Annotated in this window: 20 protein-coding genes; 5 read left to right on the top strand and 15 right to left on the bottom strand. The window is 66.6% G+C overall.

Annotation, left to right across the window (positions count from 1 at the left end; all coding sequences use genetic code 11):
- Nucleotides 1-102: 102 nt before the first annotated feature.
- The 3 genes from AC3A5Z_RS06490 to AC3A5Z_RS06480 form a co-directional block, all read right to left on the bottom strand.
- A complete protein-coding gene (locus AC3A5Z_RS06490; protein WP_487518523.1) occupies nt 103-1,197 on the bottom strand; it encodes an ABC transporter ATP-binding protein in 1,095 nt (364 codons plus the stop codon).
- A gap of 64 nt (nt 1,198-1,261) precedes the next feature.
- Complete coding sequence (locus AC3A5Z_RS06485; protein WP_487518522.1) at nt 1,262-1,822, bottom strand: histidine phosphatase family protein; 561 nt, start codon at nt 1,820-1,822, stop codon at nt 1,262-1,264.
- The gene (locus AC3A5Z_RS06480) at nt 1,822-2,601 is read right to left on the bottom strand and encodes an SDR family oxidoreductase (RefSeq protein WP_487518521.1); all 780 of its coding nucleotides are present in this window, start codon (nt 2,599-2,601) and stop codon (nt 1,822-1,824) included. Before AC3A5Z_RS06480 ends, AC3A5Z_RS06485 begins: the two co-directional genes overlap by 1 nt.
- Nucleotides 2,602-2,871: 270 nt before the next feature.
- Between AC3A5Z_RS06480 and AC3A5Z_RS06475 the strand changes: the two genes are divergently transcribed.
- From AC3A5Z_RS06475 to AC3A5Z_RS06455, 5 genes are all read left to right on the top strand, one after another.
- The gene (locus AC3A5Z_RS06475) at nt 2,872-3,897 is read left to right on the top strand and encodes a Hint domain-containing protein (protein ID WP_487518520.1); all 1,026 of its coding nucleotides are present in this window, start codon (nt 2,872-2,874) and stop codon (nt 3,895-3,897) included.
- 44 nt (nt 3,898-3,941) lie between these two features.
- On the top strand, nt 3,942-5,546 hold the full coding sequence (locus AC3A5Z_RS06470) for a peptide chain release factor 3 (protein WP_487518519.1): 1,605 nt from the start codon (nt 3,942-3,944) through the stop codon (nt 5,544-5,546).
- Entirely contained in the window at nt 5,474-6,319 is an 846-nt protein-coding gene (locus tag AC3A5Z_RS06465; RefSeq protein ID WP_487518518.1) for a hypothetical protein, read from the top strand. The genes AC3A5Z_RS06470 and AC3A5Z_RS06465 overlap by 73 nt, the downstream gene beginning before the upstream one ends.
- 163 nt (nt 6,320-6,482) lie before the next feature.
- Nucleotides 6,483-8,078, top strand: a complete 1,596-nt coding sequence (locus AC3A5Z_RS06460; RefSeq protein ID WP_487518517.1) for a DEAD/DEAH box helicase — start codon at nt 6,483-6,485, stop codon at nt 8,076-8,078.
- Nucleotides 8,079-8,277: 199 nt separating this feature from the next.
- The gene (locus AC3A5Z_RS06455; protein ID WP_487518516.1) at nt 8,278-8,442 is read left to right on the top strand and encodes a hypothetical protein; all 165 of its coding nucleotides are present in this window, start codon (nt 8,278-8,280) and stop codon (nt 8,440-8,442) included.
- Between the two features lie 12 nt (nt 8,443-8,454).
- Here AC3A5Z_RS06455 and AC3A5Z_RS06450 read toward each other — a convergent pair whose 3' ends face one another.
- From AC3A5Z_RS06450 to AC3A5Z_RS06395, 12 genes are all read right to left on the bottom strand, one after another.
- On the bottom strand, nt 8,455-10,128 hold the full coding sequence (locus AC3A5Z_RS06450) for a ribonuclease J (protein ID WP_136792778.1): 1,674 nt from the start codon (nt 10,126-10,128) through the stop codon (nt 8,455-8,457).
- Nucleotides 10,125-10,898, bottom strand: a complete 774-nt coding sequence (locus tag AC3A5Z_RS06445) for a type III pantothenate kinase (protein ID WP_136792776.1) — start codon at nt 10,896-10,898, stop codon at nt 10,125-10,127. Before AC3A5Z_RS06445 ends, AC3A5Z_RS06450 begins: the two co-directional genes overlap by 4 nt.
- 10 nt (nt 10,899-10,908) lie before the next feature.
- On the bottom strand, nt 10,909-11,664 hold the full coding sequence (locus AC3A5Z_RS06440; RefSeq protein ID WP_487518515.1) for a biotin--[acetyl-CoA-carboxylase] ligase: 756 nt from the start codon (nt 11,662-11,664) through the stop codon (nt 10,909-10,911).
- A complete protein-coding gene (gene nuoN, locus AC3A5Z_RS06435) occupies nt 11,654-13,090 on the bottom strand; it encodes an NADH-quinone oxidoreductase subunit NuoN (RefSeq protein ID WP_487518514.1) in 1,437 nt (478 codons plus the stop codon). The genes AC3A5Z_RS06440 and nuoN overlap by 11 nt, the downstream gene beginning before the upstream one ends.
- A gap of 10 nt (nt 13,091-13,100) precedes the next feature.
- The gene (locus tag AC3A5Z_RS06430; RefSeq protein ID WP_107663829.1) at nt 13,101-14,639 is read right to left on the bottom strand and encodes an NADH-quinone oxidoreductase subunit M; all 1,539 of its coding nucleotides are present in this window, start codon (nt 14,637-14,639) and stop codon (nt 13,101-13,103) included.
- Entirely contained in the window at nt 14,639-16,792 is a 2,154-nt protein-coding gene (gene nuoL / locus AC3A5Z_RS06425) for an NADH-quinone oxidoreductase subunit L (protein WP_487518513.1), read from the bottom strand. Before nuoL ends, AC3A5Z_RS06430 begins: the two co-directional genes overlap by 1 nt.
- 7 nt (nt 16,793-16,799) lie before the next feature.
- Nucleotides 16,800-17,105 carry an NADH-quinone oxidoreductase subunit NuoK gene (gene nuoK, locus AC3A5Z_RS06420; protein ID WP_107663831.1) on the bottom strand — a complete coding sequence of 102 codons (306 nt, stop codon included), beginning with the start codon at nt 17,103-17,105 and terminating at the stop codon, nt 16,800-16,802.
- A gap of 121 nt (nt 17,106-17,226) precedes the next feature.
- Nucleotides 17,227-17,841 carry an NADH-quinone oxidoreductase subunit J gene (locus tag AC3A5Z_RS06415; RefSeq protein WP_487518512.1) on the bottom strand — a complete coding sequence of 205 codons (615 nt, stop codon included), beginning with the start codon at nt 17,839-17,841 and terminating at the stop codon, nt 17,227-17,229.
- On the bottom strand, nt 17,838-18,248 hold the full coding sequence (locus tag AC3A5Z_RS06410; protein ID WP_487518511.1) for a carboxymuconolactone decarboxylase family protein: 411 nt from the start codon (nt 18,246-18,248) through the stop codon (nt 17,838-17,840). The genes AC3A5Z_RS06415 and AC3A5Z_RS06410 overlap by 4 nt, the downstream gene beginning before the upstream one ends.
- The gene (nuoI, locus tag AC3A5Z_RS06405; RefSeq protein ID WP_487518510.1) at nt 18,245-18,748 is read right to left on the bottom strand and encodes an NADH-quinone oxidoreductase subunit NuoI; all 504 of its coding nucleotides are present in this window, start codon (nt 18,746-18,748) and stop codon (nt 18,245-18,247) included. The genes AC3A5Z_RS06410 and nuoI overlap by 4 nt, the downstream gene beginning before the upstream one ends.
- 1 nt (nt 18,749) lies before the next feature.
- A complete protein-coding gene (nuoH, locus tag AC3A5Z_RS06400) occupies nt 18,750-19,787 on the bottom strand; it encodes an NADH-quinone oxidoreductase subunit NuoH (RefSeq protein WP_487518509.1) in 1,038 nt (345 codons plus the stop codon).
- 24 nt (nt 19,788-19,811) lie between these two features.
- Nucleotides 19,812-20,213 (bottom strand): hypothetical protein, encoded by a 402-nt coding sequence (locus AC3A5Z_RS06395; RefSeq protein WP_487518508.1) that lies wholly within the window; start codon nt 20,211-20,213, stop codon nt 19,812-19,814.
- Nucleotides 20,214-20,217 lie beyond the last annotated feature (4 nt).

Below are 20,217 nucleotides of genomic sequence, written 5' to 3'. Positions count from 1 at the left end.
GGCCTCAGACTGTTCACTGACCTCATTTATTGATTAGAACGGCCTAATCAAAGCCCCATTCCATCAATGCGACGGAATTTCTGCGTGAACGCGGCGAACCGCTCACCGATGCGCCGGGAAGACGAAGCAGCGGTCGCGGCGGATCATCAGCCAGAGCGGGGTGCCCGTCTTGGGCATGAACACCCCCGGCACCGAGGCGGTGAGCCGCGAGCCGTCGAAATCCATGGAGAATTCGACGAGGCTCTCGCGCCCGAGGAACCGCGCCCGGACCACCGTGCCACGCGCCGCCGTCCCGTCGGAGGGCGTCGGCAGCGGGCCGCGGCCGCCGCGGTCGAAATCGATCTTCAGATGCTGCGGACGGATCACGATCTCCACCGGGGCGCCGTCGGCATGGCCGGGGGTGAGGAAGGCGCCGAAGGGTGTCTCGGTCAGCGCGCCGCGCGACTGGCCGCGGATCACATTCACGTCGGAAAAGAAGGCCGCTGCCGCCCGGTCCACCGGCGCGTTGTAGACGTTGTAGGGCGAGCCGCGCTGCACGATCCGCCCGTCGCGCATCAGCGCGATCTCGTCGCCCATGCGGAGCGCCTCGTCCGGCTCATGCGTCACCAGAAGGACCGCCGTGCCCTCCTCCTTCAGCACCTCGAGCGTGGTGTCGCGGATGCCATCGCGCAGTCGGTTATCGAGCCCCGAGAAGGGTTCGTCCATCAGCATCACCCGCGGGCGCGGCGCCAGTGCGCGCGCCAAGGCCACCCGCTGCTGCTCGCCGCCCGACAGCTCGTGCGGATGCTTCGCGCCGTAGCCGCGCAGGTTCACCCGCTCCAGCAGTTCGTCCACCCGCCGCGCCTTGGCCTCGCGCCCGTCGCGCAGGCCGAAGGCGACGTTCTGCGCCACCGTCAGATGCGGAAACAGCGCGAAATCCTGGAACATCAGCCCGACGGAGCGGGCCTCGGGCGGCAGAAAGCCGCCCTCGCCCGCAACCAGCCGTCCGTCGATCTCGATCCGGCCTGCGTCGGCGCGCTCCACCCCGGCGATCATCCTGAGCGTGGTGGACTTGCCGCAGCCCGAGGGGCCGAGCAGGCAGGTCACCTGCCCCGCCGCCACGGTCAGCGACAGATCGGCCACCACCGGCTTGCCGCCGAAGGCGCGGGTCAGGTGCCGGACCTCGAGCCGGGCGGCGGGGGCGGAGCTCTGGGTCACGGGGCGCAGTGTCCGATCAATTTCGTCAGGTTTCTCCCGGTTCTGCCGGGAAATGCGGCGGAGTTCAACCCGTCAGCCCTGCGACGCTTTCCATCCGGCGCCAGCCATGCCGCGCCCGGCCCGTCTCGCGCTCCACCTCCCAAGCACAGCCGCCGCCCGCGGGTTGATCCTCCGCCCGCCGGATCGCCGCGCCGGTCAGGGCGCACCACAGAAGCGTGCCCACCGCGCCATGCCCGACCAGCAGCAGATCCCCCGGCCCGAGGTCGGCCAGAGCCCTGAGCATCCGCGCCTGCGCGTCCACCGCCCGCTCCCAGCCTTCGGCGCTCTGCGAAGGCGCCGCGAACAGCGCATCCGCCAGCGCCTCGTGCCGGTCATGCGGCACATAGCCGGTGGCGGAGCGGTCCACCTCGCCCATGCCGGGATGCAGCTCGAACGTCCCGAGCAGCGCCGCCGTCTCCTGCGCCTTGCGCTCGGGGCTGGCGACGATGCGCAGCGGGCCGGGCCAGCCCGCCGCCGCCACCGCCTGCACCCGCGCCCGACCGAGAGCACTGAGCCCCCAGTCGGGCACCGGCACGGCCGGGTCGATCTCGACCTGCGGATGGGTCAGATAAACCAGCCGCGCCATCAGATCGTGGCGTTGGTCGCCCCGCCGTCCACCAGCAGGTTCTGCCCGACGATGAACTTCGCCTGCTGCGAGCAGAGGAAGGCACAGGCCGCGCCGAAATCGTCCTGCGCGCCATAGTGCCGCGTCGGGATCGTCGCCTGACGCTGCTTGCGCGCCTCTTCCATGCTGACGCCCTGCGACTTGCTCACGCCGGTATCGAGCGCCTCGGCACGGGCCGTGTCGTGGATGCCCGGCAGCAGGTTGTTGATGTTGACGCCATGCTGCGCCACCTGCCGCGCGGTCCCCGCGACATAGCCGGTGAGCCCGGTGCGGGCCGAGTTCGACAGGCCGAGCTGCGCGATCGGCGCCTTCACCGATTGCGAGGTTATGTTGACCACCCGGCCCCAGCCACGGTCGATCATGCCCGGCAGCAGTGCCGTCATCAGCGCGATCGGCGTCAGCATGTTGGCGTCCAGCGCCTTGATGAAATCGTCCCGCGTCCAGTCCGACCACACGCCCGGAGGCGGCCCGCCCGCATTGGTCACGAGAATGTCCACCGGCCCCGCCGCCGCCAGCACCTCGGCCCGGCCCGCCTCGGAGGTGATGTCGGCGGCGACCGTGGTGATGGTCACGCCGAACCGCGCCCGCAAGTCTGCCGCCGCCGCTTCCAGCGCCTCGGCGCCGCGCGCGTTCATCACCAGATCGACGCCCGCCTCTGCCAGCGCCGTCGCACATCCGAGGCCCAAGCCCTTCGACGCCGCGCATACCAGCGCCTTCTTGCCGCGAATCCCAAGATCCATCCGAGATGCCTTTCCTGCTTCCATTCCGCCAAAGGGATAGCAGCCGACCCGCCCTGCGGAAAGCCCGCGCGGCCCTCGGGGCGAGCGCTCCGGCCACGCCACAACCTGAGGTGGGCGTCGGACCTGTCTAAAAGATGCGTCAAAGAATTTGAAAAAGATGGCGCGTTGACAGGGGTTAAAAGCCTTTGCTAACGCTTCTCTGGCTTGGTGGGGACTAGGCTTTGCAATCTCGCGATTGCCTTTCAGATTTTGAAATATGGTGCTTCCGTCATGACCGTCCCGTCCCCCGCCGCCGCTCCGCTTCCCGGTCACGCCTGCGAGGTCTTCGCCGCCGACGATGTTTTCGTCAGCATCGGCGCCAATCTCGGTGACGGTCTGGACGAGCCCGACGTGGTCTGCCCCGGCGACATCTACGAACTCGCGCGCGAGGCGCGGACCCTGCGGCTGACGGTGGTCCCGGGCGAGAGCGGGGCGCTCGGCGTCGCGGCGGAGTCCGACGTGGGCCGCACCGGCGCCGCGGTCACGCTCACCGCGCGCTACACCATGATGACCGCCGACGGCGATCCGACGGACCTGCTCCTGCTCCGTGTCTCCGGCTCCGGCGGCGGGCTCTTCGCCCTGCCGCTCTCGCCGCTCGGCCCGCGCATCGAATACACGCTGGTCAAGGTCGATGCCTCCCCGCCGGTCAGCGCGCTCTCCGATCTGCTCTGCGTCTCCTTCGTGCATGGCACGATGATCACGCTTGCCGACGGCAGCCAGCGCCCCATCGAACGCCTGCGCGCCGGCGACCGGGTGTTGACCCGCGACCACGGCCCGCAGCCGGTCCGCTGGATCGGCAATGCCACGCTGCGCGCCACCGGCGTCTTCGCGCCGGTGGTCATCCCGCGCGGCACGCTCGGCAATTCCGGCGACCTGATCGTCAGCCAGCATCACCGCCTCTTCCTCTACCGCCGCAACCGCCGCCCCGACCTGCCGACGGCGGAGCTGCTGGTGCAGGCCCGGCATCTGGTCGATGGCGACACCGTCTACCTGCGCGAGGGCGGCTTCGTCGACTACTTCAGCCTCGTCTTCGACCGGCACGAGATCATCTATGCCGAGGGAATCCCCGCCGAAAGCCTGATGGTCAACGACGCCACCGTTGCCCGCCTGCCCTCCGGTCTGGCACAGGCGGTGAAGGCGCGCTTTCCCGGGCTCAGCCAGCGCCAGCATTTCGGCACCGAGGCCAGCCGCCAGATGCTCGACGTGCTCGGCCGCGGCGTGCTCTACCCGGCCCGGGGCTCCAGCGCGGCGCGCTGAACAGCCCGCTTTCCAAGCTCCGGTCCAGCCGCTATATCCCCGCCATGCTGGACCAGACAAACCGCCCCGCCCTGCCGCCCGAAATCGCCCGACGCCGGACCTTTGCGATCATCTCGCATCCCGACGCCGGCAAGACCACGCTGACCGAAAAGTTCCTGCTGTTCGGCGGCGCGATCCAGATGGCCGGTCAGGTGCGCGCCAAGGGCGAGGCGCGGCGGACCCGCTCGGACTTCATGCAGCTCGAGAAGGACCGCGGCATCTCGGTCTCCGCCTCGGCGATGAGCTTCGACTTCGCGCAGTACCGCTTCAACCTCGTTGACACCCCCGGCCACTCCGACTTCTCGGAAGACACCTACCGTACCCTGACGGCGGTGGATGCCGCGATCATGGTGATCGACGGCGCCAAGGGCGTGGAAAGCCAGACCCGAAAGCTCTTCGAGGTCTGCCGCCTGCGCGACCTGCCGATCCTGACCTTCTGCAACAAGATGGACCGCGAAAGCCGCGACACCTTCGAGATCATCGACGAGATCCAGCAGAACCTCGCGATCGACGTCTGCCCCGCCTCCTGGCCGATCGGCATGGGCCGCGATTTCCTCGGGTGCTACGACATCCTGCACGACCGGCTGGAGCTGATGGACCGCGCCGACCGAAACCGGGTGGCGGAATCGATCCAGATCAAGGGGCTGAACGACCCCAAGCTGGCCGAGCACATCCCGGCCGATCTCTTGGCCAAGCTGCTTGAGGATCTGGAGATGGTCCGCGTGCTGCTGCCCGCGTTCAACCGCCAGTCCTTCCTTGAAGGCCACATGACGCCGATCTGGTTCGGCTCGGCCATCAACTCCTTCGGGGTGAAGGAGCTGATGTCGGGCATGGGCGAATACGGCCCCGAGCCGCAGGTGCAGAAGGCCAAGGAGCGCGGCATCGCCCCCGAGGAGGATCGCGTCACCGGCTTCGTCTTCAAGGTGCAGGCCAACATGGACCCCAAGCACCGCGACCGCGTGGCCTTCGTCCGCCTCGCCTCTGGCCACTTCCTGCGCGGCATGCGGCTGAACCATGTCCGCTCGAAGAAGCCGATGGCGATCACCAACCCGGTGCTGTTCCTCGCAGCCGACCGCGAGCTGACTGAGGACGCCTGGGCGGGCGACATCATCGGCATCCCGAACCACGGCCAGCTTCGCATCGGCGACGCGCTGACCGAGGGCGAGGATCTGCACTTCACCGGCATCCCCTCCTTCGCGCCGGAACTGCTGCAGGGCGTGCGCGCGGGCGATCCGATGAAGGCCAAGCATCTGGAAAAGGCGCTGATGCAATTCGCCGAGGAAGGTGCGGCAAAGGTGTTCAAGCCGATGATCGGCTCGGGCTACATCGTCGGCGTCGTCGGCGCGCTGCAGTTCGACGTGCTGGCCAGCCGGATCGAGCTGGAATACTCGCTGCCCGTCCGTTTCGAGGGCTCGCAGTTCAGCTCGGCCCGCTGGGTCAACGGTCCGAAGGCCGCGGTGGACGCGTTCGTGAACATCAACAAGGGCCACATCGCCCATGACAGCGACGGCGACCTCGTGTTCCTGACCCGCCTGCAATGGGACATCGACCGCGTGCAGCGCGACCACCCCGAGGTGAAGCTGACCGCCACCAAGGAGATGATGGTCTGACACCGCGGCCCACCTACCCCGGCGGGGCCGAGGCGCTGATCGCCCATTGGCAGAAGCGCCGTGCCCCGCTGGATCTGGCCGAGGGCGAGGCGCTGCCGCTCGAGGCCGATCTGGCCGCCCTCGCCCGGATCACCCTGCCCGCCGAGCCTCTGCCGCTGCAGAGCCCCGCCTCCGGTCAGGCCCGGAAACTCTACGAGCTCCGCCGCGATCTTGCCGGGCAGAGCGAGTTGGCGCTGTTGAACGCGCTCTGCATCGCCCATCTGCGAAAGCGCAGCTTCCCGCCCGAGGCGCCCCGCCTCTTCCGCCGGATCTGGAGCGAACAGGGCGCGCTGCTTTGCGACAGCCTCGACACCCGCTGGCTGATCTCCTCCATCGTCACCTTCGCCGACCACGGCGAGACCGAGGCGCAGCGCAGGCTCGGCACCGCGCTGAACATGCTCTTCTCGCTGATGAAGCTCTACGAGGCCGAAAGGCTCTACTCCGGCCACGCGCCCGACGCGCCTTTCGGCTTGGGCAAGCGCGCCAAGGCGGCGCTGCCGATGGGCATGGCGGGCTTCTCGCTCACGGCGGGCGGGCTCGACGTGAACCTCCTCGCCCCGATCTGGGACGAGGCGCGGCGCACTCCCGTCGCGGGCCCCCTCGCCTGCCGGCTCCTGGAGCGGCTAAACACGGACGGCGGCACCGTCTTCCGTCGCCTCTCTCACCTGCGCGCGGCGCAGCGCGCCCGGCGGAAACCCGCGGCAAAACCGCCGGGGGTCGCCCCGAAAGCCTGAACTTTCCACAGTTTCGCCCAGAGGCGGCAGCAACCTTGACCTGAGCGTCTTTTTGCGATACTGCGCCAGCAGGCTTGACTTAGCCAAAAGACGCCGGGACGCCCGGATGATCAGCGTCCCCTTTGATTTACATGCGGTCCGATACCGCATTCACAGGACGCTCATGACCAAATTCTCCGACCTCGCGCTGGACCCCCGCGTGCTGAAAGCCGTGCAGGAAGCCGGCTACGAAACCCCCACGCCCATCCAGGCGCAGGCCATTCCGCATGCCTTGCAGGGCAAGGACGTGCTGGGCATCGCCCAGACCGGCACCGGCAAGACCGCGAGCTTCACGCTGCCGATGATCACCCTGCTCGGCCAGGGCCGTGCCCGTGCCCGGATGCCGCGCAGCCTCGTGCTGGCCCCGACCCGCGAACTGGCGGCGCAGGTGGCGGAGAACTTCGACATCTATGCCAAGCACACCAAGCTGACCAAGGCCCTGCTCATCGGCGGCGTCTCCTTCGGCGAGCAGGACAAGCTGATCGACCGCGGAGTCGACGTGCTGATCGCGACGCCGGGGCGGCTGCTCGACCATTTCGAGCGCGGCAAGCTCCTCCTGACCGGCGTGCAGATCATGGTGGTGGACGAGGCCGACCGGATGCTCGACATGGGCTTCATCCCGGATATCGAGCGGATCTTCTCGCTGACGCCTTTCACCCGGCAGACCTTCTTCTACTCGGCCACCATGGCGCCCGAGATCGAGCGGATCACCAACACCTTCCTGACCGGCGCGGTGAAGATCGAGGTCGCGCGTCAGGCGACCACGTCGGAGACGATCGAGCAGAAGCTGTTCTCGATCACCCCGGCCCGCAAGGACCGCAGCTTCGCCGACAAGCGCTCGGTCCTGCGCGCGCTGATCCGGCAGGAGGGCGAGGCCTGCACCAACGCGATCATCTTCTGCAACCGCAAGATGGATGTCGATGTGGTCGCGAAATCGCTGAAGCAGCACGGCTTCAACGCCTCGCCGATCCACGGCGATCTCGACCAGTCGGTCCGCACCCGCACGCTGGAAGGCTTCCGCGACGGGTCGGTGCACCTGCTCGTCGCCTCCGACGTGGCGGCGCGGGGGTTGGACATTCCGGCGGTGAGCCACGTGTTCAACTTCGACGTGCCGAGCCATCCCGAGGATTACGTCCACCGCATCGGTCGCACCGGGCGTGCCGGGCGGAAGGGCAAAGCCTTTACCATCGCCACGCCGCATGACGACAAGTATCTGTCCGCCATCGAGAGCCTCGTGAAGCAGCCGATCCCGCGGGGCGAGCTGCCGGAAGGTTTCGCGCTGGCCGATCCGGGCGAGGCTCCGGTGCGGGGCGAACGTGGTGAGGAGAAGAAGCCGGGCCGCAGCCGGACGCGGGGTCGCGAACGGCCGCGCGACGAGTCCGCCCGCCCGAAGGAGGCCGCGTCGATGGAGCCCGTGAAGCAGACCGAAGTGCCGGTCGAAACCGTCGCCGAGGTGCAGGAAGACCGCGCCCCGGTCCGGGAAGAGCGCGCCCCGGCACGTGAGGCGGCGCCGCGCGAAGAGCGGGCCCCGGCCCCGCGCCGCGACGATCGTCGGGGGGGGCGCGAGCATGGCCGCGACCGCCGCGAGGGGGGCAACGACCGGGTGGTCGGCATGGGCGATCATGTGCCCGATTTCATCCTGCGCAGCTTCCGCATCGACAGCGCTTCGAGCGCCGCCGAAGAAGATGGCGAGACGATGACGGATGACAGCGAAAGCTGATCCCGGCGCGTGGAACGGGGTGCCGTTTCACGCGTGAAAACCTGCGCAAGCGATTGATCTGACTGGGTTTCGGAAACGCTGTTAAGCTTTCCGAAACCTTTTCATTTGCGCCAACGGCGCCCGGGATGCCAAGCCGAATGAACAAAGCGGCGCTGCGATGCGTTGGACCGGCAGATCAACCCAACAAAGGATTGCTGCCATGCCCCGCTCCCTGACCCTGCTTGCCCCTGCCCTCGTCCTGATGCTCGCCGCCTGCGGCAGCAATGACACCGAACGCGCCGCGACGGGCGCGCTTGGCGGGGCTGTGGTGGCGGGACCGCCCGGCGCGCTGGTCGGTGGCGCGGCCGGGACGCTGGTCGACTGACGACGGTGGTCGTCAGCCCTCCATCAGGCGGCTGACGACCACGGTCACTTCCGGCTTCTTGCCGATCTCTTCCATCGCGACCTGACGCACGATCCGGCGGATCGCCTCGTCAAGCTTGTCATCGTCGCGCAGCACCTTGGCACCGGCGCGCGAGAGGAACTCGCCCAGCTGGTTTTCCAGCGTCTCGGCCAGCGGCTTGCCGGTCTTGCCGCGCTCCGGCAGGCCCATCAGCTCCACCCAGGCATCGCCCAAGGGCGCGTCGGATTCGTCGAGGATCACGGTCGCCAGCGCATGACCGTTCAACGCCATGCGGATCCGGTCGCGCACCACACCGTCTCGGGCGCCGATGAGGACGGAGCCGTCGAGATAGGTGCGGCCCGTCTCGATATATTCCACCACCTCGATGCCGCGGGTCAGATCGACCATCATGCCGTTGGTCACGACATCCGAGGTCAGCCCCTTGCCCGAGGCGATCCGCGCGTGTTCGCGCAGGTGGCGGTGCTCGCCATGCATCGGAATGACCATCTGCGGCCAGAGAAGCGTGTGCACGGCCTCGAGGTCGGGACGGTTGGCGTGACCGGAGACGTGGTAGAGCCCGCCCGCGTCATCCATGATGTCCACCCCCATCTCGGAGAAGGAGTTCATGATGCGGATCACGCCGCGCTCGTTGCCCGGGATGGTCTTGGAGGAGAAGAGGAAGAGATCGCCCTCCTTCATCTCCAGCCCGAGATACTTGCCGCGCGCCAGCTGCGCCGAGGCCGCCCGGCGTTCGCCCTGCGAGCCGGTGACGATCAGCATCAGGTGATCGCGCGGGATGTCATGCGCCTCTTCCGGGCTGACGGTGCGCGGGAAGTTCTGCAGGACGCCGGTTTCCTGCGCTGCCGTCACCATGCGGCGCATGGCGCGGCCCAGGAGGCAGACGGTGCGCCCGGCAGCCGTGGCGGCCTCGGCCAGTGTCTTCAAGCGGGCGACGTTGGAGGCGAAGGTGGTGGCCACCACCATGCCGCGCGCGCCTTTGATGAGGTCGCGCAGCGGGTCGGCCAGCGTCGCCTCGGAGCGGCCGGGATGCAGCGAGAAGACGTTGGTCGAGTCGCACATCAGCGCCTTGACCGGCTTCTCGGCGGCGATGGCCCGGAAGGCCTCGTCGCTCCAGGCCTCGCCGACGATGGGCGAGCGGTCGAGCTTGAAATCGCCGGAGTGGACGATGCGGCCCGCGGGCGTGTCGATGACCAGCGCCGAGCTTTCCGGGATCGAGTGGCTGACCGGGACGAATTGCACCTCGAAGGGGCCTGCGGTCACGGTCTCGGGGCGGGCGGCGACGATGCTGATCGCCTCGGTCGGCAGGCCGTATTCCTCGAACTTCAGCTTGCCGATGGTGCCGGTGAAGCGGCGGGCATAGACCTTGGCCTTCAGCTTGGGCCAGAGATGGCCAAGCGCGCCGATATGGTCCTCATGCGCGTGGGTGATGAAGATCGCCTCGATCCGGTCCTTGCGGGCCTCGAGCCAGGCGATGTCGGGCAGGATGAGATCGACGCCGGGCGTCGTGTCCATGTCGGGGAAGGTGACGCCGAGATCGACAACGATCAGGCGCTCGCGGTCTTCCGGGCCATAGCCGTAGACATAGCAGTTCATCCCGATCTCGCCCGCGCCGCCGAGGGGAAGGTAGATCAGTCGGTTCGTGTTCATTCCGTTTCCTTGTTGTAACGGTGGATGAGGACGAGACCCTGCATGGTCAGATCGTCCTCCACCTTGTCGAAGAGTTTGAATCCCTGGTCGAATAAGGGTGCCAGGCCCCCTGTTGCGATGACCTTCATCGGGCTTTCGCGCTCCAGCCGGATCTGGCGCACGATGCCTTCAACGAGGCCGATATAGCCCCAATACACGCCGGACTGCATGCAGGCCACCGTATTCGTGCCGATGGCATGCTGCGGGCGGCTGACATCGACGTGTGGCAGCGCCGCTGCCGCCATATGCAGCGCTTCGAGGCTGAGGTTCACGCCGGGCGCGATGACGCCGCCGATATAGGCGCCGTCCGCATCGACCACGTCGAAGGTGGTGGCGGTGCCGAAATCGACCACGATGAGATTGCCGCCATGGGCGTGGAAGCCCGCGACGGTGTTCACCAGCCGGTCGGGGCCGACGGTGGTGCCCTGATCGACGCGGGGGGCCACCGGAAGCCGGCATTCGGGCTTGCCGACGACCAGCGGGCGGCAGTCGTAATAGCGGTTGCAGAGCACGCGCAGGTTGAAGACGACGCGCGGCACGGTGGAGGAGATAATCGCCTCGGTGATCGGCGCCTCGGTCTTCGTCATCGCCATCAGGCTGGAGAGCCAGACGAAGTATTCATCCGCGGTGCGCTTGTGGTCGGTGGCGATGCGCCATGTGGCGACGAAGCGGGTGCCGTCCCAGATCGAGAAGACGGTGTTGGTGTTGCCGCAGTCGATGGCGAGAAGCATGGGCAGCCTTTCAGAAAAACACCTCGGCGGCCGGAATCGCGACGCGGCCCTCGGCGGTCATCATCACCAAAGCGCCGGTGGCGTCCACCGTCTCGAAGATGCCGTCACGGGTGGTCTGGCCGGTGCGGGCGCGGATCGGCTCGCCAAGACGCGCGGCATGGGCGAGCCAGGCGCTGCGGAGCGGGGCAAAGCCCTGGGTGGTGAAGACCTGCTCCCAGCGGGCATAGGCGGGGGCGAGCGCGTCGAGCAGCGCCGTGGGGGTGATGCGCAGGCCGGTTTCCTCGAGCAGGCTGACCGGGCGCAGGGCGCCGGGTTCGACCAGCGCGGGGTCAGGGGCGGCGATCAGGTTGACGCCGATGCCGATGGCCAGATGCTGGACCTGCGCGCCCTGACCCAGGCTTTCCAAGAGGATGCCGGCAAGCTTGCCGCCGTTCAACAGCACGTCGTTCGGCCATTTCAGGGTGAAGCTGTCCGGGAGGCCAGTGAGCGCCACGCAGGCGTCGCGCAGCGCCAGGGCGGCGGCGAAGGAGCGCAGGGCGACGATCTCGGGGCGTTCGGTCGGGCGCAGGATCAGCGTGGCGCTGAAATTGCCGCGCGGGCTGGACCAGGCCCGGCCCCGGCGGCCGCGCCCGGCAGTCTGGAGCCCCGCCATGATCCAGGCGGGGCCCGAAAGGTCGGGGGCGAGGCGCGCGGCGAAGGCGTTGGTGCTGTCCACCGTGTCGAGGACATGGCGGGCAACACCCTCGGGCCAGGGCTCAGCGGACAAGCGATTCCGCCGCCGTCGCCGCCATACCCTCGATGCCGAAGAGGTTGATCATCCCCAGAAGCATGATCGCCGCGGAGCCCATCAGCATGAGCCATTGCACCGACCCCATCTTGCCGTCGAGCCCCTCGTTCTCCTTGCCGAAGAACATCAGGTAGACGATGCGGATGTAGTAGTAGGCGCCGATGACCGAGGCGATCACCGCCAGCAGCGCCAGCCAGACCATGCCGCCATCGACCGCGGCGCGCAGCACCGAGAGCTTGGCCGCGAAGCCGAGGAAGGGCGGCACGCCGGCGAGGCTGAACATCAGGAACAGCATCGCCCAGGCCCGCATCGGCTCGCGCGTCACATACATGTTCAGGCTGTCGATGGTGGTGACGGGGCGGCCGTCCTTCTCCATCGAGAGGATGAAGGCGAAGGTGCCGATGTTCATGGTGACGTAGATCGCCATGTAGATCAGCATCGCCTGCACCCCGCCCACCGTGCCGGCGGCGAGGCCGACCATGGCGTAGCCCATGTGCGCGATCGAGGAATAGGCCATCAGGCGCTTGATGTCGCGCTGGCCGATCGCCGCCACCGAACCGAGGAACATCGAGGCGACGGCGAGGGCGGCCAGGACCTGGCTCCAGTCGGCGGTGATGCCGCCGAAGGCGTCGAAGACCACGCGGGCGATCAGCGCCATCGCGGCGACTTTCGGCGCGGTGGAGAAGAAGGCGGTGACCGGCGTCGGCGAGCCTTCGTACACATCCGGCGTCCACATGTGGAACGGCGCGGCCGAGACCTTGAAGGCGAGGCCCGAGAGCATGAAGACGAGGCCGAAGAGCAGGCCGTAGGGGATGTCCGCGTTCAGCGTCGAGAGGATGCCCGAGAACAGCGTGGTGCCGGTGAACCCGTAGACCAGCGACATGCCGTAGAGCAGCAGGCCCGAGGAGAGCGAGCCGAGGATGAAGTATTTCAGACCGGCTTCGGTGGATTTCACCGAGTCGCGCCGCAGCGAGGCCACGACGTAGAGGCCAAGGCTCTGCAGTTCGAGACCCATGTAGAGCGCGATCAGGTCGCCCGCCGAAACCATCAGCATCATGCCGACGACCGAGAGGCTGACGAGGATCGGGAATTCGAAGCGCAGGAGGTCGCGGCGGCTCATGTAATCCTGCCCCAGCGCCAGAACGGCGGCGGCGGAGACGAGGATCGTCACCTTGGCATAGCGGGCGAAGGCGTCGTCGGTGAACATGCCGCCGAAGGCGATACGGTCTCCGTCACGGCTGAGGCCAAGCCAGATCGCCAACGCCAGCATCAGCCCGGCGGTGGCCCAGACCAGCATCGGCGCCGCCTTGTCCTTGCCGGTGTAGACGCCGAACAGCAGCGCCAGCATGGCGTAGATGGCGAGGATGACCTCGGGAAGGACGGTCGAGAAATCGGCAGCGGTCATCTTGCGTCCCTCAATGCATGGCCAGTTGCGATGCCGGAGCGGCAGGTATCGCGGCCTGGTAGTCGGTCGTCAGCTTGGCCACGGAGGGGCCAATGATATCGGTCACGAGGCTGGGATAGACGCCCAGCAGCAGGGTCATCACCACCAGCGGCGCAAAGATTGCCCGCTCGCGGCGGTCCATGTCCTTGATGGTCAGCAGGCTTTCCTTGACCAGCTGGCCGAAGACGACCCGGCGATAGAGCCAGAGCGCATAGGCCGCCGAGAGGATGACGCCCGAAGTCGCCACCGCAGCCACCCAAGTGTTCACCTGGAAGATGCCCATCAGCGTCAGGAATTCACCGATGAAGCCGGAGGTGCCGGGCAGACCGACGTTGGCCATGGTGAAGAACATGAACATCAGCGCATAGACCGGCATGCGGTTCACGAGGCCGCCGTAGGCGTCGATCTCGCGGGTGTGCATGCGGTCGTAGATCACGCCGACCAGAAGGAAGAGCGCGCCCGAGATGAAGCCGTGCGAGATCATCTGGAAGATCGCGCCGTCGACGCCCTGCTGGTTGCCGGCGAAGATGCCCATGGTGACGTAGCCCATGTGGGCGACCGAGGAATAGGCGATCAGCTTCTTCATGTCGCTCTGCGCCAGAGCGACGAGCGAGGTGTAGACGATGGCGATGGCGCTCATCCACAGGACCAGCGGCGACAGCAGGTCTGCGCCGATCGGGAACATCGGCAACGAGAAACGCAGGAAGCCGTAGCCGCCCATCTTCAGCAGGATCGCGGCCAGCACGACCGAGCCAGCCGTCGGCGCCTGAACGTGGGCGTCGGGCAGCCAGGTGTGAACCGGCCACATCGGCATCTTCACCGCGAAGCTGGCGAAGAAAGCGAGGAACAGCAGCGTCTGTAGCCCGCCGACGATCTGGAAGCCGGCGATGCTCATGGTGCCCGAGGAGAACTCATGCGCCATCAGCGTCGGGATGTCGGTGGTGCCGGCGTCGAAATACATGGCGACCATCGCCACCAGCATCAGCACCGAGCCGAGGAAGGTGTAGAGGAAGAACTTGAACGCGGCATAGATCCGGTCCTTGCCGCCCCAGATGCCGATGATCAGGAACATCGGGATCAGCCCGGCCTCGAAGAAGATGTAGAACAGCACCATGTCGAGCGCGCAGAACACGCCGAGCATCAGGCTTTCCAGCACGAGGAAGGCGATCATGTATTCCTTGACCCGCACCTCGACCGTCCAGCAGGCGGCGATGGTGATGGGCATGAGCGCGGTGGTGAGCATGACGAACAGCACCGAGATGCCGTCGACGCCCATCTTGTACTTCAGGCCGAGGATCCAGTCGTAGGTCTCGACGAACTGGAAGTCGGTGTTCTGCGGATCGAAGCCCGAGAGCAGGAACAGCGAGACGAGGAAGGTCGCCGTGGTGGCCAGGAGCGCCAGCCATTTCGCGTTCCGCTGGGCGGCGGCATCCTCGCCCCGAAGGAACAGCGCCAGGATGAGGGCTGCGACCAGCGGGATGAAGGTGATGATGGAAAGCAGGTTTTCCATTAGTGCGCGCCCCCCGAGAGCGTCATCCAGGTGATGAGGATCGCGATGCCGAGGAACATGGCAAAAGCGTAGTGGAAGATGTAGCCGGACTGCGCCCTGCCCGTGAGACGGGTGAGCATCGGGATGAAGCCGAGCGCCACGCCGTTGATGGTGCCGTCGATGACATTGCCGTCGCCGCGCTTCCACAGGAAGCGGCCGAGCCACTTGGCGGAGCGGACGAAGACCACGTCATAGAGTTCGTCGAAATACCACTTGTTCAGGAAGAACAGGTAGAGCGGGCGCTGGTTGGCCGCGAGACGACCCGGCAGGCTCGGGTTGCGGATGTAGAACTGGTAGGCCAGCGCCAGACCCAGGAGCATCGCGACGAAGGGCGAGACCTTGACCCAGACCGGCGCCTCGTGCGCGGCGTGGATCACGTGGTTCTCCGGCCCGAGGAAGAGCGCGCCCTGCACCGGAGCGGCGGCGTGATGCTCGGCCTCGGCTGCGGTATCGGCCACCACGGGGGCTTCGGCTGCGGCCGGTGCTTCGATCGCGGTGTCGGCCACGGCGGGAGCTTCGGCTGCGGCCGGAGCTTCGGCCACGGCTTCCGCCCCATGCTCTGCCCCGGCTTCGGCCTGATGTTCCGCCGCGGCGGGCATGCCGAACCAGGAGCGCATCTTGGCCTCGTCGCCGAAGAAGGAATTGTACCAGACCATCCCCGAGAAGATCGCGCCGAGGGCGAGGACGCCGAGCGGGATCAGCATGACCTTGGGGCTTTCATGCGCGTGGTCATGCGCATGATGGTCGCCGCGCGGCTTGCCGAAGAAAGTCAGGAACATCAGCCGCCAGCTGTAGAAGCTGGTCATGAAGGCGGCGATCACCAGCATCCAGAAGGCATAGGTCGAGCCGACCCAGGCGCTCTCGATCACCGCGTCCTTCGACAGGAAGCCGGCGAAGCCGATGTGGGTCAGGGGGATGCCGACGCCGGTGATGGCCAGCGTGCCGATCAGCATCGCGGCGAAGGTCAGCGGGATCTTGTGGCGCAGACCGCCGTAGTTCCGCATGTCCTGCTCGTGGTGCATGGCATGGATCACCGAGCCCGCGCCGAGGAAGAGCATGGCCTTGAAGAAGGCATGGGTGAAGAGGTGGAACATCGCCACCGAATAGACGCCGACGCCGGCGGCCACGAACATATAGCCGAGCTGCGAACAGGTCGAATAGGCGATGACGCGCTTGATGTCGTTCTGCACGAGGCCCACGGTCGCCGCGAAGAAGGCGGTGGTGGCGCCGACCACGACGATCATGGTTTGCGCGTCGGGGGCGTATTCGTAGAGCGGCGACATGCGGCAGACGAGGAAGACGCCGGCGGTGACCATGGTGGCGGCGTGGATCAGGGCCGAGACCGGGGTCGGGCCTTCCATCGCGTCGGGCAGCCAGGTGTGCAGGCCGAGCTGGGCGGATTTGCCCATGGCGCCGATGAACAGGAGCACGCCGATCAGGTTGGCGGCATTCCACTCGGTCCAGAGGAAGGTGAGGTTGGTTTCGGCCAGCATCGGCCCGGCGGCGAAGACGTCGTCGAGACGGATCGAATCCACCAGGAAGAACAGCGCGAAGATGCCGAGGGCGAAGCCGAAGTCGCCGACACGGTTGACCACAAAGGCCTTCATCGCCGCGGCATTGGCCGAGGGCTTGCGGTAGTAGAAGCCGATCAGCAGATAGGAGGCGACGCCGACACCCTCCCAGCCGAAGAACATCTGCACAAGGTTGTCCGAGGTCACCAGCATGAGCATGGCGAAGGTGAAGAACGACAGGTAGGCGAAGAAGCGCGCCTTGTAATGCTCGTGATGGGTCCAGTTGTCGTCATGCGCCATGTAGCCGAAGCTGTAGAGGTGCACGAGCGCCGAGACCGAGTTCACCACCACCAGCATGATCGCGGTCAGACGGTCGAGCCGGATGCCCCAGTCGGTCGAGAGCGAGCCGCTCTCGATCCAGCGCAGCAGCACGACGTGCTCGGTGACGCCGTCATGGCTGAAGAAGATGATCCAGCTGAGGAAAGCCGAGAGGAAGACCAGCGCCGTGGCGATGACCTGCCCGGCCCGCTCGCCGATGAGGCGCCAGCCGAAGCCGCAGATCAGCGCGCCGAGGAGCGGCGCAAGGAGGATGATCGTTGCCATGATGCGCTCAGCCCTTCATCACGTTGACGTCTTCGACGTCGATGGTGCCACGGGTGCGGAAGAAGGTGACGAGGATCGCGAGGCCGATGGCAGCCTCGGCGGCGGCCACGGTCAGCACGAACATGGTGAACACCTGCCCCGTCAGATCGCCGAGGAAATGCGAGAAGGCGACGAGGTTGATGTTCACCGACAAGAGCATCAGCTCGATCGACATCAGGATGACGATGACGTTCTTCCGGTTGAGGAAGATGCCGAAGATGCCGATCACCAGCAGCAGCGCCGAAACCGTCAGGTAATGCTCAATTCCAACCATGTCCGTCCCTCCGGGTCATGCGCCCGTTATTCGTGTGCGGAGATCGCTCCGCCGTTCCGTAGGGTGGGGTTTACCCCCACCGTCCCTGCCGAGCGGGTGGGGCGGGCCCCACCCGAGGGGGTCAGAGCCCCTGCCCCGGCTTCACGTCCTTCAGCTCCATCGCCTTGCCCGGATCGCGCCACATCTGGTGCAGCACGTTCTGGCGCTTGACGTCCTTGCGCTCGCGCAGCGTGAGCACGATGGCCCCGATCATGGCGACGAGCAGGATCAGCCCGGCGATCTGGAACAGGTAGAGATACCTGTCGTAGATCAGGAGCCCCAGCGCGCGGGTGTTCTCGATCTGCAGCGGATCGGGGGTCACGGCCTGACGCAGTGCGCGGGCGTTGTCGGCCTCGATCCAGGCGCCGATGCCGAAGCTGAGCTGCAGCAGGATGATGATCCCCATCAGCAGCGCCAGCGGCATGTAGCGCGCCACCTCGCCCTTCAGCGCCTCGAAATCGACGTCGAGCATCATCACGACGAAGAGGAACAGCACCGCGACCGCGCCGACATAGACGATGATCAGCAGCATGGCGACAAACTCCGCCCCGAGCAGCACGAAGAGCCCGGCGGAGGAGAGGAAGGTCAGGATCAGCCACAGCACGGCATGGACCATGTTGCGCGACAGAACGACCAGCGCCGCTGCCGAGACGCCCATGATGGCAAAGACATAGAAGGCCAGATCGGCAATGCTCATTCGCTTTCCTCCTCGGTCTCGGCAAAGACGGACTGGGCGATATCCAGTGCCTTCTGCATGGCGGGAACCCCGCCGAACATGCTCATCTGATAGATCACTTCGGCGATCTCGCGTTTGGTGGCGCCCGCGGCGATCGCGTGGCGGATGGTGAGACGCAGCTGCGGCTCGGCCTGGGCACCGAGCACCGTCAGTGCGGCGATGGTGACGAGCAGCCGGGTTTTCGCATCCAGCCCCTCGCGGTTGAAGGTCTTGCCGAACCACATCTCCATCATGTCCTTGGAGAGCGTGGGGATCAGCTTTTCGAAGCCCTTCACCTGGAAGTTCTCCAGCGTGGGGTTGAAGGCGCGGGCCATTTCCTGGCCCTGCTCCATCATCGCCTTGAACATCCGGGTGAGATCGTCGGTCATCTGTAGGGCGCATCCAGCTCGAGGTTGCGGGCGATCTCGGGCTCCCAGCGGGCGCCGTTGTCGAGAAGCTTGGCCTTGTCGTAGAACAGCTCTTCGCGGGTCTCGGTCGAGAATTCGAAGTTCGGCCCCTCGACGATGGCATCGACCGGGCAGGCCTCCTGGCAGAAGCCGCAGTAGATGCATTTCGTCATGTCGATGTCGTAGCGCGTGGTGCGGCGGCTGCCGTCTTCGCGCGGTTCGGCGTCGATGGTGATGGCCTGCGCCGGGCAGACGGCTTCGCAGAGCTTGCAGGCGATGCAGCGCTCTTCCCCGTTGGGATAGCGGCGCAGCGCATGTTCGCCGCGGAAGCGCGGGGAGAGCGGGCCCTTTTCGTGCGGGTAGTTGATCGTCTCCTTCGGAGCGAAGAAGTACTTCAGCCCGAGGCCGAAGCCCTTGAAGAAGTCGAACAGGAGGAAATATTTCGCAGCCCGTGTGTAGTCGATCGTGCGTGCCGGACCCATCTCAGCCTCCAATCGCCCAGCGGGCCCAGAAGCCGCCGAACACTTCGAATTTCGCAAGGAACGCCACCAGCACGACCCAGCCGAGGCTCATCGGCAGGAAGACCTTCCAGCCGATCCGCATCAGCTGGTCGTAGCGGTAGCGCGGCACGATGGCCTTCACCATCGCGAAGAGGAAGAAGAAGAACGCCATCTTCAGCACCATCCAGAAGGCGCCGTCGGGCAGCCCCGGGATGGGCGAGAGCCAGCCGCCGAAGAACAGAAGGCTCATCAGCGCGCACATCAGGAAGATGGCGATGTATTCGCCGGCCATGAAGAGAAGGAACGGCGTCGAGGAATACTCGACCTGGAAGCCGGCGACGAGTTCGGATTCGGCTTCGGGCAGGTCGAACGGCGGGCGGTTCGTCTCGGCCAGGGCCGAGATGAAGAACAGCGCCACCATCGGCAGGTGCGGTAGCCAATACCAGTTGAACAGGCCGAAGTCACCGCGCTGCGCATCGACGATATGGCTGAAGTTCATCGAGCCGGTCGAGATGATGATGCCGATGATGATGAGACCGAGGCTGACCTCGTAGGAGATCATCTGTGCCGCGGAACGCAGCGAACCGAGGAAGGGATATTTCGAGTTCGAGGCCCAGCCGCCCATGATGACGCCGTAGACCTCGAGCGAGGAGGTGGCGAAGACGAAGAGGATGGCCACGTTGATGTTCGACAGCACCCAGCCATCCGAGAACGGGATCACCGCCCAGGCGAGGATGGCCAGGACGAAGCTGACCAAGGGGGCGAGGAAGAACACCGGACGATCGACGCCGGCGGGGACGACGACTTCCTTGAAGACGTATTTCGCGGCGTCGGCCACGGTCTGCAGCAGGCCGAAGGCGCCCACGACGTTGGGGCCGCGCCGCATCTGCACGGCGGCCCAGATCTTGCGGTCGCCATAGACGAGGAACAGCAGCGAGATCATCACGAAGGCGATGACCAGCAGACCCTGCGCCGCCATCAGCAACGTGATCCCCAGCCCGGTTTGCAGAAAATCAGCCATGATGCCTCGTGTCCCTCAAGCCGCTCATATCGTCGGTATTCCCTGTTCGCCGCAATCGCGCACCGTCACTTCGGCGTCGATTGTCTTCAGCCCGCGGGGCAGCGCGGACGAGATGGTGTAAACCGCATCGCCGCGCCAAATGCCACCCTCTTCTGCGACATTCGTCCGCAGATGGCGGGCGAAACCGAAGCCCCGGATCAGCGCATATTGCGCCGCCGCACAGCGGGCATAGGCATCCACATCCGGAATGCCGCGCCCGCCGGTCATCTCGACCCGGAAGTTCACCAGATCGCCGTCGAGCAGCAGCGTCTCGATGCCGTTGTAGACCGGCGGCGTGTCGGCGCGCGTCACCTCCGCCTCGCCCGCGCAGCCCATCAGCCCCGCCAGAGCGAGTCCGAGAGGTGCGAGGGCGACCGGCTGCTTCATGTCG

The organism is Cereibacter sp. Soil_C_27 (genome assembly GCF_057657095.1).
The sequence above is the reverse complement of the archived record's forward strand: the minus strand, read 5'-3'. Positions and strand labels throughout refer to the sequence as shown.